Source organism: Paenibacillus sp. FSL R7-0340, from assembly GCF_038002205.1.
Classification (GTDB): Bacteria; Bacillota; Bacilli; order Paenibacillales; family Paenibacillaceae; genus Paenibacillus; species Paenibacillus polymyxa_B.
Genome location: NZ_JBBOBY010000001.1, coordinates 2619428 through 2636283 on the forward strand (window position 1 = coordinate 2619428; position 16856 = coordinate 2636283).

17 protein-coding genes and 1 other annotated feature are annotated in these 16856 nt (G+C 45.3%); of the genes, 15 read left to right on the forward strand and 2 right to left on the reverse strand.

The annotated features are described in order from the left end of the window. Position 1: 1 nt before the first annotated feature. Positions 2 to 1444 carry an ATP-binding protein gene (locus tag MKX59_RS11560; protein WP_023989196.1) on the forward strand — a complete coding sequence of 481 codons (1443 nt, stop codon included), beginning with the start codon at positions 2 to 4 and terminating at the stop codon, positions 1442 to 1444. Between the two features lie 215 nt (positions 1445 to 1659). On the opposite strand, the gene serA is transcribed toward MKX59_RS11560, so the two are convergent. Further along, complete coding sequence (gene serA, locus MKX59_RS11565) at positions 1660 to 3252, reverse strand: phosphoglycerate dehydrogenase (protein ID WP_028540623.1); 1593 nt, start codon at positions 3250 to 3252, stop codon at positions 1660 to 1662. Between the two features lie 261 nt (positions 3253 to 3513). After that, positions 3514 to 3763: a binding site (T-box leader), on the reverse strand. 185 nt (positions 3764 to 3948) lie between these two features. On the opposite strand from serA, the gene MKX59_RS11570 reads away from it, so the two are divergent. Then, entirely contained in the window at positions 3949 to 4536 is a 588-nt protein-coding gene (locus MKX59_RS11570) for a type II CAAX endopeptidase family protein (protein ID WP_339200294.1), read from the forward strand. Further along, positions 4533 to 4874 carry a hypothetical protein gene (locus MKX59_RS11575; RefSeq protein WP_023989193.1) on the forward strand — a complete coding sequence of 114 codons (342 nt, stop codon included), beginning with the start codon at positions 4533 to 4535 and terminating at the stop codon, positions 4872 to 4874. The genes MKX59_RS11570 and MKX59_RS11575 overlap by 4 nt, the downstream gene beginning before the upstream one ends. 140 nt (positions 4875 to 5014) lie before the next feature. Here the strand turns inward: MKX59_RS11575 and MKX59_RS11580 are convergent, their stop codons facing one another. Then, positions 5015 to 5938 (reverse strand): polysaccharide deacetylase family protein, encoded by a 924-nt coding sequence (locus tag MKX59_RS11580; protein ID WP_023989192.1) that lies wholly within the window; start codon positions 5936 to 5938, stop codon positions 5015 to 5017. A gap of 94 nt (positions 5939 to 6032) precedes the next feature. Here MKX59_RS11580 and MKX59_RS11585 point away from each other — a divergent pair, with 94 nt between their 5' ends. The 12 genes from MKX59_RS11585 (at position 6033) to MKX59_RS11640 (ending at position 16816) form a co-directional block, all read left to right on the forward strand. Next, positions 6033 to 6410, forward strand: a complete 378-nt coding sequence (locus MKX59_RS11585; protein WP_053325676.1) for a hypothetical protein — start codon at positions 6033 to 6035, stop codon at positions 6408 to 6410. 197 nt (positions 6411 to 6607) lie between these two features. After that, positions 6608 to 7222: a genetic competence negative regulator gene (locus MKX59_RS11590; RefSeq protein ID WP_013310751.1), complete on the forward strand. Its 615-nt coding sequence runs from the start codon at positions 6608 to 6610 to the stop codon at positions 7220 to 7222. Positions 7223 to 7308: 86 nt separating this feature from the next. Beyond that, a complete protein-coding gene (gene prsW, locus MKX59_RS11595) occupies positions 7309 to 8004 on the forward strand; it encodes a glutamic-type intramembrane protease PrsW (RefSeq protein WP_023989190.1) in 696 nt (231 codons plus the stop codon). A gap of 264 nt (positions 8005 to 8268) precedes the next feature. Further along, complete coding sequence (gene ypeB, locus MKX59_RS11600) at positions 8269 to 9654, forward strand: germination protein YpeB (protein ID WP_023989189.1); 1386 nt, start codon at positions 8269 to 8271, stop codon at positions 9652 to 9654. 165 nt (positions 9655 to 9819) lie between these two features. Continuing rightward, positions 9820 to 10479, forward strand: coding sequence for a flagellar brake protein (locus MKX59_RS11605; protein ID WP_023989188.1), 660 nt, complete (start codon positions 9820 to 9822; stop codon positions 10477 to 10479). A 128-nt stretch (positions 10480 to 10607) separates the two neighbouring features. Then, positions 10608 to 11315, forward strand: coding sequence for a (d)CMP kinase (gene cmk / locus MKX59_RS11610; RefSeq protein WP_023989187.1), 708 nt, complete (start codon positions 10608 to 10610; stop codon positions 11313 to 11315). Next, positions 11312 to 11905, forward strand: a complete 594-nt coding sequence (locus MKX59_RS11615; RefSeq protein ID WP_013310746.1) for a lysophospholipid acyltransferase family protein — start codon at positions 11312 to 11314, stop codon at positions 11903 to 11905. The genes cmk and MKX59_RS11615 overlap by 4 nt, the downstream gene beginning before the upstream one ends. Positions 11906 to 12025: 120 nt before the next feature. Then, on the forward strand, positions 12026 to 13252 hold the full coding sequence (rpsA, locus tag MKX59_RS11620) for a 30S ribosomal protein S1 (protein ID WP_340858432.1): 1227 nt from the start codon (positions 12026 to 12028) through the stop codon (positions 13250 to 13252). 147 nt (positions 13253 to 13399) lie between these two features. After that, positions 13400 to 14722: a ribosome biogenesis GTPase Der gene (gene der / locus MKX59_RS11625; protein ID WP_013310744.1), complete on the forward strand. Its 1323-nt coding sequence runs from the start codon at positions 13400 to 13402 to the stop codon at positions 14720 to 14722. An 11-nt stretch (positions 14723 to 14733) separates the two neighbouring features. Then, positions 14734 to 15342 (forward strand): glycerol-3-phosphate 1-O-acyltransferase PlsY, encoded by a 609-nt coding sequence (gene plsY, locus MKX59_RS11630; protein WP_023989186.1) that lies wholly within the window; start codon positions 14734 to 14736, stop codon positions 15340 to 15342. Continuing rightward, positions 15335 to 16375 (forward strand): NAD(P)H-dependent glycerol-3-phosphate dehydrogenase, encoded by a 1041-nt coding sequence (locus MKX59_RS11635; protein ID WP_023989185.1) that lies wholly within the window; start codon positions 15335 to 15337, stop codon positions 16373 to 16375. Before plsY ends, MKX59_RS11635 begins: the two co-directional genes overlap by 8 nt. A 165-nt stretch (positions 16376 to 16540) precedes the next feature. Next, positions 16541 to 16816, forward strand: coding sequence for a stage VI sporulation protein F (locus tag MKX59_RS11640; RefSeq protein WP_013310741.1), 276 nt, complete (start codon positions 16541 to 16543; stop codon positions 16814 to 16816). The last annotated feature ends 40 nt before the right edge of the window (positions 16817 to 16856 follow it).

Below are 16856 nucleotides of genomic sequence, written 5' to 3' on the forward strand. Positions count from 1 at the left end.
CGTGAACTTCTGGAGATCGCTGGTGGGCAAGCTGTGGATCACCATCATTTGTCTTGTAGGCTCTGTGCTTATTTTTCTAGGGCTTTTTTTATTGCCGTACATCAACAGAAATTTTGCGGCGTATGAATCGACGGAAATCAAGCATTTGTTCACCTATACATGCATTGTCGGATTTTTATTGACGACCTTTTTTGCCCTATTCCTTTTTACTAAAATCACACAGCCTATGCAGCTGTTGATTCAGGCGGCGAATGCGATTCGTGAGGGAAGGTATGATACTCGGCTTTCGCTGGTGACCAGTGATGAAATTGGAGAACTGGCGAAAACTTTTAATCATATGTCTACGGAACTGGAAGCAACGATCCGCAGTCTGAATGAGGAAAAAAACCATTTATCCAGTGTACTGCGAAGCATGTCTGATGCAGTAATCACCTTCGACAGAAGCGGACAAATCATCTTGACGAATCCGCCGGCACAAAGTCTGTTGGATATCTGGAAAAAGCTGGAGTGGCAGGAGCGTGATCTGGAGGAGTTTGGAGCTTCTGTACCTGAGCCTTTGCAGTCTCTGTTCCATACCGTTATGGACAGGGGAGAGGATGTCGGAGACTATATCCATGTCAAGAAGGGCTCCTGGTCGGTGCAGATGGCGCCTCTGTATACGGATAATGCAATCCGCGGTGCAGTAGCTGTGCTTAGAGATATTACGGAAGAAGTGAAGCTTGAGAAGATGCGGAGTGATTTTGTGGCCAACGTCTCTCATGAAATCCGTACACCTTTATCTATGATGCAGGGCTACAGCGAGGCGTTGCTGGATGGTATGGCGGGTTCACCTGAAGAATCCGAGGAGCTGGTACAGGTCATCCATGATGAATCATTACGCATGGGAAGATTAGTCAAAGATCTGCTTGATCTGGCCCGAATGGAGGCTGGTCATACAGACATGCACCGACAGGAAGTGGATGTGAATGAGCTGATCGAGCGTGTTCATCGTAAATTTACGGTACGTTCGAAGGAACAGGGACTGACACTCGATTACCATGAGCAAGGCCAACGTTTGCTGCTGCCTGAGGCAGATGAAGACCGACTGGAGCAGGTATTGACCAATTTGCTGGATAATGCATTCAGACATACACCCGGCGGGAAAAAGGTTACTATTGCGGCGGATCGAATTTTGGGAGAACGGCATGAGTTAATCCGTATTCGGATTAAGGATGAAGGTGTAGGCATTGCCAGCGAGGATCTACCTTATATTTTCGACCGCTTCTACAAGGCAGATAAGGCCAGAGTACGTGGTGAGGATAAAGGGACTGGTTTGGGGCTTGCTATTGTCAAGAATATTGTAGAGGCTCACGGAGGCTCTGTCTCTGCTGCCAGCGCATTGGGGGAAGGGACGGAATTTACTATTTTGCTGCCGATCTCCAACAAAACAAAGCTGGGTCTGTAACAGGCTTATAAGCCCCAACTGATATACCCCGGTTTGCAGGCATCCTCGGAAGAGGGTGCTTTTTGTTGAAAAATCAACATTTATCTTGTTCAACGTGGAACATCCTGTTTCAAGATAATTGCTCTCATGATAGATAACGGTATAAGAAAAAGACGCCTGGGTAGCCAGGCGCCTCTCTTTATTATAAACCTTGGACTTCTCAATACTGTCTGGAACTAATCTAGCACTACTTCTTGGGCAGTATTTAGTTCTGGCAAACCAACGAGTTGAACCAGCACATCTTTAGGCACGGCTTTATCGACGGTCAAGATCATGATGGCTTCTCCGCCGACAATTTTACGCCCTACTTGCATGGAAGCGATATTGACGCCGTTCTCCCCAAGCAAGGTGCCGACACGACCGATAATGCCTGGTTTATCATTGTGGGAGATGAGCAGGAAATGAGCTTCCGGTGCCACATCTACTGGGAACTGGTTCAACCGAACAATACGTTCGCCATAGCCTGCCAGCAGGGTGCCAGATACACGTTGCTCTTCGCCGCTCTGGGTTTTGAGTGTAACGGTAATCAGGTTGGTAAATCCCTTGGTGGCGGGCGCCTGAGACACGACAAGATGGATGTCACGTGTTTTGGCCAGATGTACAGAGTTTACAATGTTCACATCGCTGCCCAGATGACGGCTAAGTACACCTTTCAAAATATAACGTGTCAGCGGCTGTGTATCCACAGAGGACAAATCACCAGCGTAATCTACCTGAATTTCACGTACAGCCTGATTCGTGATCTGAGCGGCAAAGCTGCCCAGCTTCTCTCCAAGCGAGAAATATGGCTGCAATTGCGTCATGACGTTGGATGGTACTGGAGGCATGTTGACCGCATTTTTAAAAGGCTCATCACGCAAAATATGCAGCACTTGCTCGGACACATCGATAGCTACATTCTCCTGAGCTTCGACAGTTGAGGCACCCAGATGTGGTGTGACGATAATTTTCGGATGACTCAGGAATGGGTGATCCTGTGCTGGCGGCTCTGATTCGAATACGTCAAAGGCTGCACCGGCAACGATACCTTCATCAATGGCTTCAACAAGAGCCATTTCATCGATAACTCCGCCCCGGGCACAGTTGATGATGCGCATTCCTTTTTTCATCACTTCAAACTGTGGACGAGCAATCATATGTTTCGTTTCCGGTGTTAATGGTGTGTGTACGGTCATAAAATCTGCGTTGCGGATAATTTCGTCCACGCTCGCCAGCTTAATGCCCAGCTTCTCAGCGCGTTCTTCCGTTAGAAATGGATCATAGCCGAGGATGCTCATGCCAAATGCTTTGGCACGTTTAGCCACCTCACTGCCGATACGTCCCATGCCGAGGACTCCAAGTGTTTTGTTACGCAGTTCGACACCGAGGAATGTTTTACGATCCCATGTACCGCCAATGGTTTTGGCATACGCCTGTGGAATATGACGTGCTAGAGCCATCATCATCGCAAAAGTGTGCTCACATGTCGTAATCGTGTTGCCGTCAGGAGCGTTAATAACGATAATCCCGCGCTGTGTTGCTGCTTCAAGGTCGATATTGTCCACTCCGACCCCAGCTCGCCCTACAACCTTGAGGTTCTTACCTGCCGTCATGATTCGTTCGGTTACCCGAGTTTGGCTTCGAACGAGTAACGCGTCATAATCACCAATAATTTGAACCAATTCATCCTCGCTGAGACCTGTGTTCTTGTCCACCGTGACATCGTCTGCATCCATCAGTTGCTGGATGCCCAGGTCACTGATCGGATCGGATACTAACACTTTAAACATTTGGTTTCCTCCTCAAAGTTAACTTCTTTTATGGACAGGATGTACTTCAAACTGAAATACATTCCATAAAGAACATGAAAAAACTTGAAATGCTTCTAAAAGTACAGGAGAGCGGTGTGAAATACTAGTGTGATAACGCATTGACGCAGAAAAGGGATGGAATAGCATTATGCACCAAACTAACGACCAAAAGTCTTATGCGGAGACACTTTGCGGTTTTCGGGCATCAAAAAAACTCCCGAATCACATACTATCTCCATAGTAAGGGACGAGAGTTATCGTGGTACCACCCTAATTCGCAGCCATTTCGCAATGGACTGCCTTCAGCGGTCATAAAATGACCGAAAGGATAACGGTTTTCTGCCGATTGCATCTAATGCCGGGAAATATTCCCCAGACCTCGGTGCAATAACTCAGGAGCGCTGAAAGTAGTTACTTCGTCACCGGCTTCCACCCAAGCACCGGTTCTCTGAGGACGAAATCAATACCTTTTCTCCATCATTGTTGTTGTCGCTAATAATTTTTTCATAATGTATCATGGCTTACATGGGCATGTCAATAGGACATGCGACATGTGTGGATAGCCGGCTAGATATATAGCTACAGAATGCGGAAAATTAAGATTTAAGTCTTCTTGAATCCGCCCGACTTTTTGGCTATGATGCTAAAGAAGACTATGCAGAGGACTAACTAACTATGAAAAAGCTTAAAGTGAAATGGAAAAGAGCGCAAATTCATGAATTGAATGACCGCTTGCTGCTTTACAATTTGTATCTAACTCAGGGGCTGACCCTGCTGATTGGCGCAATCTGGATTATTTTTCAGAAAAGAAATGTGTTAGAACTATTTGCATTGCCGAACACTCTGCACGTCTTATGGTGGGGATTGGGATTGGCCGCCGCTATGTTACTTGTGGATCTGTTGCTATCCCGGATTATGCCTGAGGATGCTATGGAAGACGGTGGTATTAACCAAATGCTGTTTCAAAATCGTCCGGTTTGGCATATTATTTGTATAGCAGCTATCGTCTCCATCTGTGAGGAACTCTTGTTCAGAGGTGCGATTCAGTACAGCTTTGGTCCTTATTGGACAAGCATTTTGTTTGCGGTGATTCATATCCGATATTTACGGCATTGGATTCCCACTGGCTGGGTTTTTCTTAGCAGTTATGGATTGGGCTACATATATGTGCAGACCGGTAGTCTGTGGGCACCGATCATTTGTCATTTTGTGATTGACCTTATATCTGGTTTAGCGTTACGTTTTCGGAGGTATGAAGAATGAATCAGGAACTTAGCAGAGTGCAGACCTATGGTAGCCGTCGAAATGGTCGCAAAGGCAAGGAGGAGGACAGGTCAAAATCTAAACCAGTTCGCTCCCGTGCTTCACGGCCCGTGCCAGAATTGGCTCACGTTGCCGCTGCACCAGAAGTTGCTGTGACGATGGAGAATGACACTCCTGCCAGTGAGTACCGAACGCGGGCGGAAATGTTTCCGTCCCGCCGTATTCGGGTAAGCAAGTGGTTTTTAAATTTTTTGAGCACTCTTTTTGTGCTGATTACTGCAGCGTTACTGTGGTGGGGCATCAAGGGTGCACCACCCATCAGTGAAATGCTTTGGTAATATAAAGTTATTATGGACGTCTGTGCTTAGGTCAAGGCGCGTAATGATACGGTAAAGGCCTCCATCTCCGCATGAATAGCGGAGAATGGAGGCCTTTATTGCATCATCTATAGTTAATCCGGAGTATACGCAAGTGTCTATTAGCTGGCAGGAACCTCAATGCCTTGCGGATCGACAAATTGATAACCCTTTTGCTCAAGGCGTGTCAATAGACTGTCCAGAGCCTCAGCTGTCCATGGCAGTTCATGCATCAAAATATTGCTGCCTGGATGGAGTTGTTCTGTTACGTTTTTGAGGAGTGCCTCCGTTTTATTAGGCTGATTCTTTTTCATTGTCCAGTCCAGAGAACCGACGGACCATGTCATGTATAGGAGACCGTTTTCCTTAGCGACCTTGCGACCTACGTCTCCGCCTGCACCATGAGGGGGACGGAAGAATACTGGGGCTTGTCCTGTAATGTCCTTAACAGCTTTTTGTACCGTTTCAATCTGTTTTTTAACCTCGGACTCAGATTTATTCTTCAGCACGATGTGATCCCAGCTATGGTTGCCGATGGGCTGCCCACGGTCATGGATAAGCTTGAGTAACTCAGGATGCTCTTTTACACGGTAACCGTTTACGAAGAAAATTGCTTTCGCTTTGTGTTTGTCCAGTACATCTATGATTTTGTTAATCATGGCTGCTTCCTTAGGACCATCATCAAAGGTCAGTAACACGACTTTTTTTTCGGTACCTTGTTGGTTAGGGATTACATTGTAGGCTTTATCCAAGTGATACATTTTGTTATTGGTAGTTGCAGATGTCGCAGCTCCTGTTTCGTTGCTTTCGCTGGTTTTATCATTTTGTGCATTGGTTTTACTCGCTGAGTTATGATCATCACTGCCTGCTTGCTTACTGCTGCTTTTTGGGGAAGAGACGTTGCTCTGATCTTTGGCGCTGTTACTTGAGTCAGACGCTACCGAATCCTGGTGGTTGCTTGTTGCCGCAGATTCCGGCTTGGTTGCAGTGCAAGCACTAAGCAGCAGACATGCGGTGAACAAAATGGCTGCTGTTTTTGTACCCATTATTTCATCTCACCTTCCTGTATTTTATACCGTATGAGTTTGTCACTACTGACGAACACTATGCTTGATTCTACCACAAAGGGAGGTTCTAATTGTGAAAACATCTTCATTTTTCCTGGGAATCGTCTTGGGCGCTGTCGCAAGCTCTTTGATCTCCCGCAACCGCAACATGTTGGGCTTATCTATGGACATGGGTGGAAAAAAAGGCGGCAATTTAGTGCAGAAAGCCCGTACTAAAATGATGGACGCGGCATTCCCCGGAATGGGCGAGATTACGCTCAATAAAGAAGACACCCGTAAGGATCAAGACCATCATTTACAAACAGATAAAACCGCTCATAACGCCCATACTGCCAAGAACAAAGAAGAGAATATGAAGTTGATTAAAGACTTCATCAGCACAAGTCCCGATGTTAAACGTGAGGTCGAGCAAATTTTGAAAGAAACTCATACAGCCGTACCGGGATTGTAACCCAGAAACCTTTATTCCGAATCATTTTGCGGCTTTTTTGTAAAAGCCGTTCAAATGATTCTTTTTTTTATCTTTTTATTGCGTGCATTTACGATTATAAAATGATAACATGATTACATAGAACCATTTTCATCACAGGCATCATAATTGCATCATAATCTGTTAATAACACTCGGCTGCCAGGAGGAGGGTCCAGTATGAAAATAGAAAGATTAAGTCAGGACAAGATACGGATTTTCCTTACCTTTGACGATTTGAGCGAACGCGGTATTCAAAAAGACGATATGTGGCAAGAAATTCCAAGAGTTCATGAGCTGTTTACCGAAATGATGGATCAGGCATACAGTGAACTGGGCTTCGACGCCACGGGACCGTTAGCTGTCGAAGTCTTTGCGCTTCCTGCTCAAGGAATGGTTGTTATCGTCACCCGGGGAAAATATGACCATCAACAGTATGGTTCGGGTCCCGATGAGGAGCTTCCAGAAGAAGTCTACGAAATGGAAGTCACGCTGGAGCATAGCGATTCCATCGTTTACGCGTTTAGCGATTTCGAAGTTCTCATAGAAGCGGCTCATATGCTTCGTAGCAACACTACGGAAGCAGGTAAGCTGTATCATTATAGAGGAAAATGGATTCTGCATTTGGAACCAGAAGAAGTAGAGGAGTCCAAGCTTGCGGCTTTAATCGCGGTTCTTGCTGAATTTGGAGAAGGCTCATCCGTTACACCAGCTATGTTGGAAGAGTACGGCAAGCTGGTCATTCCTGAACAGGCAGTTGCTGTCATCTGCACTCATTTTGACAGCCGTTCTTGATTCGTTCTATTGAAAGTGATATCGAAGTGAATTTGTCGGCTCTGCGCTGAAAGCAGGGCCGACTCATTTTTATGGAGGGATGATCGGTGCTTCTGTTTTCGGTTTTAGCGGCAGCCACAGCGCCGGGTCTCGCCTTATTGATGTATTTTTACTTGAAGGACAGGTATGATTCGGAGCCACTGCACATGGTTATTAAAGTGTTTTTGCTCGGCTTTTTGGTGGTTCTTCCTGTCATGATTTTTCAACGCGGGCTGCTGCTTTGGCTAGGGGATCACACGTTAATCCAGGTATTCGGCATTTCAGCCGGAGTGGAAGAGTTTTTTAAATGGTTTCTGTTGTATCACATCATCTATAATCATACCGAGTTCGACGAGCCTTATGATGGTATTTTGTATGCAGCCGCAGTCTCACTCGGATTTGCAACGGTTGAAAATCTGTTATATGCCTGGGCGGGGCATGCTTCGATTAGCATGATGCTGATGCGATCATTGCTACCGGTATCCGGTCATGCGATGTTTGGCGTAATGATGGGCTACTACATGGGGAAGGCCAAGTTTTCAAAGGGCTTGAGGAGCAAATACATGTTGTTGCTGTCATTGGTGCTTCCATGGTTCTGGCACGGAGTATACGATTTGATTTTGACGAAATTTTCGCATGACTGGATCTGGTTTATCATTCCACTGATGGCATTTCTATGGTATGGGGGAATGGCGAAGATTAGTCGAGCCAATAACCGTTCTCCTTTTCGCTTGTTAAAGCGGGAAGAAAAGGTTAATATGTAACGAAATGGGACACACTGATCTGACAAACCTGTTAGAGAAAGAGGTGTCTTTTTTTGCGCATAAAAGTAAGAATTCATTGTAAAAGATGCGGGGAACGCTTTGTGCTAAGAGGACGCATAGAGCAAGGACAGATTCAGACCGGCTTTAAGCGCTGCATTTGCGATAACTGTGAGTTTATTGTTGAAGTCATGGAAAAGCATGCATAAGAGAGCTTTCTTCTTGTCACACTATCGGTAGTGTACTTGAAGAAAGGAGACTCCCAATATGTATAAGCGACTTAGTGCCGTATTGTTCCCGGTGGTTACCCTGATGATGATAGGAGCATTTGTGTGGGGTTATCAGCAAAGCCAGATGAGAAAAGAGGTGTCTCTTCAGGCAGATAACATGTCGATTAAAGCGGAAAATCAATACCAGCGTGCGTTTCACGATTTGTCGTTTCATATGGATCAGCTGCATTCTCAACTCGGTAACGCGGTTGCTGTCCATAACACTTCACACTCGATGCACCGCAAATGTTTGATGAACGTGTGGAGAATTGCAAGTGAGGCCCAAAATGAGGTTAATCAGTTGCCTCTCAATGTAATGCCTTTTAATCATGCCAAGGATTTGCTGTCACATCTATCTGCATTTTCGTATCAGACCGCTGTTCGTGATCTGGATCACGAGCCTTTAAATGAGAAAGAAATTTCGAACCTGAAAACGTTATATAACAATTCCAAAGAAATTTCGAAAAACATGCAGGAAGTGCAGCAAAAGGTCCTTAGCAAAAATTTGCGATGGATGGATGTAGATATGGCGGCAGGTTCTCAAACTGGGCCGAAGGACAATACCATTATTGATGGCTTTAAAACCGTGGACAAAAAGGTGGAAAACTACAAGGAGCTGGATTGGGGACCGTCTGTAGCCAGCATCTATGATAAACGCTCTGTGAAAAAATTGAGTCTCCCGGCAGTGAATGCAGAACAAATTAAACGAAATGCCGCTGAATTTACAGGAAAACCGGAAAGTCAGATTCGTGTGAACGAAAACGGTAAAGGAACGGAATGGGCATCTTATACAGCTACCCTGCTAAATAAGAAGCAACCCGTGGCCAGTATGGATTTCACGAAAAAAGGCGGCAAGCTTATTTCTTATCATGACATGAGGGCAGTAGGTCCTAAAAAAGCAACACGTAATGAAGCGATTCGCTATGCTAGTGAATACCTTGAACAAAAAGGTTACAAAGGAATGAAGCCAGTTGCATATGATGAAAGCGGGAATTTAGCTAACATTACATTTGCGAGCCAACAAGGGGACGTGATTATCTATCCAGAAAAAATCACAGTCAGATCAGGCCTTGATAACGGACAAGTGATCGGTTTTCAATCCAGTGATTATGTGTATGAGCATAGTCATCTCCGCCGCATTCCGCAAGCGAAATTGAATTTGAATGCAGCACGAGCAAAATTGAATCCTGAGTTTCGTGAAACTTACCACCGTAAAGCCTTAATTGAAAATGAACTTTCGAATGAAGTTCTGTGTTATGAATTTGGTGGTAAAATCAATGGTTCCGTTTACCGGATATACATTAACGCCAATACAGGGATGGAAGAAACGATTGAAGAGGTTAAAGATTCAGATGAACCTCAGGTTACTGCAAGTAATGCGTAGTTGATTACATGAAAATGAATCAATAGTCACTCTAAACCTCCTTCATGAAGGAGGTTTTTTGTGCTTTAGTCATAGCTCGAACAAATATAATGCTTAATATAGGCATAAAGTCGTGGTATTATATACCTTAATTAGAGCTTTTAATGGACAAGGATGGTGGATCATTTGTTTCCCAAAATTAATGATGTGTTATACATACAAGTGGCTGGTACTGACCATAAGGACGAGATTTTTGAATTTAAGTCTCGTATTGCGGAAGAGGAGTCACAGAACTTTCTAATTGAAATTCCTATGTCACAAACAAGTGGACACTTGAAAAAATTGTTTCTAGGGGAAGAGCTGTCTATATTTTTTATGAGCGAGGGAGGTATTAAAAATTATTTCAATACCCACGTTACGGGTTTTAAAGAGGATATCCTCCGGATGGTTCGCATCCACAAACCTGCTCCAGACAGCATCAGCAAAATTCAGCGCCGAAACTTTCTTCGGGTTAAGGCCAACTTGGAAATTGCGGTAAAGCATGGTGAGAACGAGTCCAGATTTGTAGCAGAGACACATGATGTGGGAGGCGGAGGCGTTTCTTTTCAGACCCAGGGAGCTCATCATCTTGAAGAAGGAGAATCATTATCTTGCTGGATTTTGGTCCCTTATAAAAACGGAACTCAAGAGCATGTTCCGTTCCAATCTGAAATTGTACGTATTCAGCAGATGGAAAACGGCCGCAGACTCATTATGCTGAAATATGAGAAAATTGCTGATCAGGAGCGCCAAAAACTGATTAAATATTGTTTTGAACGGCAGCTGGAATTCAGGGAAAAATCTTAATCATCCGAAATTTTTCTTTTTTAGTAACCTGTCGCTTATTTTGCATCGCCTATAAATGTGTGGTATAATTTTCACGTCGCAGGCAATGCCTGCTTTTTTCTTGAGGTTAGGTTAGGAGGAATTCCCTGTTGGCAAGGCAACATGTATCTTCAAGTAACAAAATAAATGTAGCCATTGATGGACCTGCTGGTGCAGGGAAAAGTACAGTGGCCCGCCTGGTGGCGAAAGCACTTTCTTATGTATATGTAGATACCGGCGCCATGTACCGAGCAGCAACGTGGTACATGATGTGTAAGGAAATTCCTGCAGAAAATGTACAAAAAGTGCTTCAGCATGTACCTGAGCTGGTGATTGAATTAGTACCGGACCCCACAGGCCAAAAGGTTTATTGTAACGGGGAAGATGTAACCACTGTGATCCGTTCGATGGAAGTGACTAGCAACGTGTCTCAGTATTCAAGTATTGCTGGTTTACGTACACGTTTGACTGAAAACCAGCGTGAAATGGCTGCACGCAAGGGTGTCGTTATGGATGGTCGCGATATTGGAACAACTGTACTTCCCGATGCGGAAGTCAAGGTGTTCATGACCGCAAGTGTTCAGGAACGTGCCTCTCGCCGTTTTAAAGAACTGAGCGAAACTGATGATATCACTCTGGAGCAGCTAGAACGTGACATTGCGGCACGTGACAAGCTTGACGAGGAGAGGGAGGTATCCCCGCTTCGTTGCAGTGAGGACGCCATCGTGCTCGATACGACCCATATGGGTATTCAGGATGTCGTTGATACGATCGTATCTTATTGCTTAACGGAGAAGGATGGAGAGATCAGCCAATGATATATACTGTATGCGCCAGTATTTTGCGTCTCATTTACCGCGTTCTGTTTAGACTTGAGGCGGTAGGCAGGGAAAATGTTCCTGCCGAGGGCGGAGTACTGTTGTGTTCTAATCATATTAGTAATCTTGACCCTCCTACAGTCGGTATTTTGTTGAAGCGAAAGGTTCACTTTATGGCAAAAGCCGAGCTGTTTAATGTTCCTGTACTAGGTCCGCTAATTGGGAAACTGGGAGCTTTTCCAGTCAAACGCGGTGGTGTAAGTAAGGAATCCATTAAGCTGGCATTGAACATTTTGCGTGACGGTAAGGTTATGGGGATCTTTCCCGAAGGCTCCAGAGGAGCTGGGGGAATCGGTAAAAAGGGTGCTGCAAGCTTTGCGCTACGCAGTGGAGCGGCTGCCGTTCCGGTCGCCATCATTGGTGATTACAAGCTTTTCCGTAAAACGAAAGTGTTATACGGTAAACCTGTCAATTTGGACGCTTACCAAAAGGGTGCCGATATCGAAGGAGATCCGCTTGAACTGGCAACAGAAGCAATTATGTCTCGTATTCGCACGATGAAGGAAACGGGTAAGCCTACGAATAACTGAAAGGCTTGCATGAATTGTGTCTAAGCTCGGAAAACTAGAACAAAAGTTTATTTATGTTTTGAACTCTGCCATGCGCAGGTTTAAATAAATGGTTTTTTTTGAATTGAGGAGGGTATTGACATGTCGGAAGAAATTAAAAATCAAGAAGCTGCTGAAGCGGCAAATCAAGACGAGCTCGATCAAATCGTCTCCCTGAAAAAAGGTGACACCGTTAAGGGTGCAATCGTGAAATTGGAAGATAACCAAGCGGTAGTAAGCATTGGATATAAATACGATGGAGTTATTCCAATTCGCGAGTTGTCTTCTGGTCTGGATAACGCAGAAGAAGCAGTACAAGTAGGCCAAGAGGTTGAAGCTAGAATTATCAGCATCGACGATGGCAAAGAAAAACTTGTTCTGTCCAAACGTGCAATCGACAGTGAAAATGCTTGGGAAAAGTTGGAGCAACTGTTCGAAAGCAAAGAAGTATTTGAAGTCGTTGTAAATGATGTCGTTAAAGGTGGCATCGTGGTAGACGTAGGTCTGCGCGGATTCATCCCTGCATCCATGGTAGAACGTCACTTCGTTGAAGATTTCAGTGATTACAAAGGCCGCACATTGCGTGTTGTTGTAAAAGAACTGGATCGTGAAAATAACAAAGTGATCCTTTCTCAAAAAGACGTTCTGGAAGCAGAATTCGAAGCCAACAAGCTTAAAGTAATGGCTGAGCTGAAAGAAGGTCAAGAAATCGTAGGTACGGTTCAACGTCTTACACAGTTCGGTGCTTTCGTAGATGTTGGCGGCGTGGACGGTCTGGTTCACGTATCTGAAATTGCTTGGACTCATGTCGATAAGCCTTCTGATGCAGTTTCTGAAGGAGATCAAGTGAAAGTGAAAGTCTTGAAAGTAGATCCTGAAAAAGGAAAAATCAGCCTGAGCATGAAAGCTGCACAGCCTGGTCCTTGGGAATCGGCTGCTGGACAATTCAACAACAATGACATCGTAACAGGTGTTGTAAAACGTCTGGTTAACTTCGGCGCATTCGTTGAAATCGCTCCTGGCGTGGAAGGTTTGGTTCATATTTCCCAAATTTCCCACAAACACATTGGAACTCCACAAGAAGTTCTGGAAGAAGGACAAGAAGTGAAAGTTAAAATTCTTGAAATGAATCCTTCCGAAAAACGTGTTAGCCTGAGCATTAAAGAAACTGAGGAAGCTCCTGAAGCTGCTCCTAAAGCAGAAAGAGCACCACGTGCATCTCGTGCACCTCGTGAGGAACTGAATAATCCTAACGTTTCCCTCAATAATTCCGGTCTGAGCATTACGCTCGGCGAGCGTTTTGGCGATAAGCTGAACAAATTTAAATGAGTTTAAATCAATACATTTTATAATAAGCATAACGTACACCATCGGCGGACCCAGAGGGTTCGCCGATTGTTGTTACGTGACCATATCGCCAATAGGTATGTTTTTTGCTATGATGATAGCGGAAGAATTGACAGGAGGAGTGAATTTATGGCAAGACCCGTTGTGGCTATCGTTGGTCGTCCGAATGTGGGTAAGTCCACTATTTTTAATCGGATTATCGGGGATCGTTTGTCCATCGTGGAAGATAAACCCGGAATCACTCGTGACCGTATATACGGTATATCGGAGTGGAATGGTAAATCCTTCAGTATTATTGACACCGGCGGCATTGAGATTGATGGTGAGGATGTCATTTTAAAATCCATCCGTATGCAGGCCGAACTCGCAATAGAAGAAGCAGATGTAATTGTATTCATGAGTGATGCGAAAGCAGGAATTACACAGTCAGATGAAGAGGTAGCTCAAATGCTATATCGTTCGGGTAAGCCGATCATCGTAGCTGTCAACAAGGTGGACAACCTCAGTCGCGCCGATCTGATTTATGAGTTTTATTCTTATGGATTTGGTGATCCAATCGCTGTTTCTGGTAGTCATGGAACAGGGATAGGCGACTTGTTAGATGCCATTACGTCCAATTTGCCTGAGCTGGAAGAAGATCACTATGATGAAGACGTTATTCGTGTTGCCTTGATCGGCCGCCCAAATGTAGGTAAATCTTCACTGGTTAACGCCATTTTGGGAGAAGAACGGGTTATCGTTAGTGACATTGCAGGCACGACTCGTGATGCAATTGATACACCTTTTGAAAAAGACGGTCAAAAGTATGTGCTGATTGATACGGCAGGTATGCGTAAACGTGGTAAAGTTTATGAAACGACCGAAAAATATAGTGTAATGCGTGCCATGCGTGCCATTGAGCGTGCAGATGTTGTACTGGTCGTTATTAACGGCGAGGAAGGCATTATTGAGCAGGATAAGCACATTGCTGGCTATGCTTATGAAGCGGGTAAAGCATCGCTGTTTGTCGTTAACAAATGGGATGTCGTGGACAAGGACGATAAAACGATGCACCAGTTTGAAACGAAAATTCGCGATCACTTTCTGTTTATGACATATGCTCCGATTGTGTTCTTGTCTGCAAAAACGAAGCAACGCCTGCAAAAGCTGCTTCCTGTTGTACAGCATGTGGCGCAGCAGCATGTGTTGCGTATTCAGACACATTTGCTGAATGATGTAATTTCCGATGCGGTTGCCATCAATCCTCCACCAACAGACAAGGGACGTCGTCTGCGCATTAACTATGTGACCCAGGTTGCTGTTAAGCCGCCTACGATGGTTGTATTCGTAAACGATCCAGAAATAATGCACTTCTCGTATGAGCGTTATCTGGAGAACAAAATTCGCGCCGCCTTCAATTTTGAAGGAACTCCAATTCGTATCTTTACACGGCGCAAGTCTGACGAAAGTTAGGAGCGAATAGGTTGATTTTACAAATCGTTGCCATCGTACTCAGTTACTTGCTTGGCTCTGTCAGCTTTAGTTTGCTGTATGGAAAATTAAAAGGAATCGACATTCGCCAGCATGGAAGCGGCAATGCCGGTGCGACGAATACGCTGCGTGTGCTTGGAAAAGGCCCAGCTATTCTGGTGCTGCTGCTGGACGTACTTAAAGGGGTTATTGCAGTGCTAATAGGGCACTGGTTAGGTGGACAATCATCCTGGGGACCGGGTTTGTGCGGCATTGCGGCGATTGCGGGCCATAACTGGCCGGTATATTTTCACTTCCGTGGAGGAAAAGGTATTGCGACTGCTATTGGTGTATTGGCATCGCTTGCCTTACTGCCCGCACTATATGCCGGAATCATTGCGATACTTGCAATCGTAATGACGCGTTACGTATCCTTGGGATCGCTCATTTTTGTCATTTTGACCCCCTGGATATTACTCGTGCTTGGTTATGCATGGCCGTTATTCTGGACGGCTCTAATCATTTGTCTGTTCGCTGTGTGGAGACACCGTACCAACATAGTCAAGCTGGTACGGGGGAATGAGAATAAGCTTGGCTCCAAAGGAGGAGATCGTCTTGTCTGAGAAAATAGCTGTGCTGGTCGCGGGGAGTTGGGGAACAGCCCTGGCTTCCGTTCTTGCGGCCAATAACAACAATGTCTCTGTCTGGACGAGAAACGAGCAGCAAGCAGCTGAAATCAATGAGAAGCATACGAATGAGCATTATTTACCAGGCTCCATTTTGTCTGATCGCATTTCAGCTACAACTGACATGCAGACTGCGGTATCTGGTGCTAGAGCAGTGATTATCGTATCTCCTTCGGCTGCTGCTCGTCAGGTAGCACGTAGTCTGAAAGCTCATTTTAGCAAGGATATGCTGGTAGTGCATGCCATTAAAGGTTTTGAAACTGAAACGCTTAAACGTATGTCCACGGTGATCTCGGAAGAACTGGAAGTCGCGGAGGGCGATATTGCCGTGCTGTCTGGTCCGAGTCATGCGGAAGAAGTGGTGAAGAAGTGTCCTACAACGGTCGTTGTAGCTTCCTCCAATGAGAAGGCTGCACAGGCCGCACAGGGGCTGTTCATGAACTCCTATTTCCGCGTCTATACAAACCGTGATTTGCTCGGCGTGGAACTGTCCGGGGCGCTAAAAAACATTATCGCATTGGGTGCGGGAATGTCAGACGGACTTGGTTTCGGTGATAATGCCAAAGCGGCTTTATTGACTCGTGGATTGGCTGAAATTACCCGTGCCGGAGTTGAGATGGGTGCTAATCCATTAACCTTTGCCGGCCTGGCTGGTATTGGCGATCTAGTGGTCACTGCAACGAGTCGTCACAGTCGCAACTGGCGTGCAGGGTCCCTATTGGGACAGGGCCAGCAGCTTGATGCTGTGCTAGAATCGATGGGCATGGTCGTAGAAGGTATTCGAACGACAAAAGCTGCATACGCCATCTCTCAAAAATTAGGTGTTCAGATGCCTATTACAGAGGTGCTGTATGGAGTACTGTTTGAAGGACGTGACGTCCGTAAGGCCGTTGAGGCGCTGATGGGTCGCGATCCTAAGACCGAGATGGAAGTCATGCCACTTCAAACTTGGGAGCAATGGCATTCTTAAGGGTCGGATGAGCTTTAATAATATAAAGGCTGTCTCATGGTAGATTTTTTCTATAATGAGATAGCCTTTTTTAGTTAGGCGTTTGGCATGTCTTATGTACGCTTAATCACCTTTTGTCTCCGCCACTCATAGACTGAGTTGAGCAATGGCGGAGGAGGGGAGATTGTGAATAAAAACTTTCCGAAAGATGCATTGAAGGCCATTAACAAAAAAGGTGGCAAAAACATATCCGAAAATGCAGTGAAAAAGCTGGCAGGCACGGTAAAGGCGGACACGCTTCAAAGCGAAGCGCAACTGCGTCAGCTTATCAAGCAGGTGTCTGCGATGGCCAACATTCCGGTGTCGGAAGATACAGTAAGGGATATCGTTGGTGCCGTCAAAAAGAGCGGAATGAATCCTTCCAATATGGAAGCGTTGATGAAAATGATGATGAAAAAATAGACCGCTGGCCGCACGCCGGTTAGTATTATTCACCGTGAAC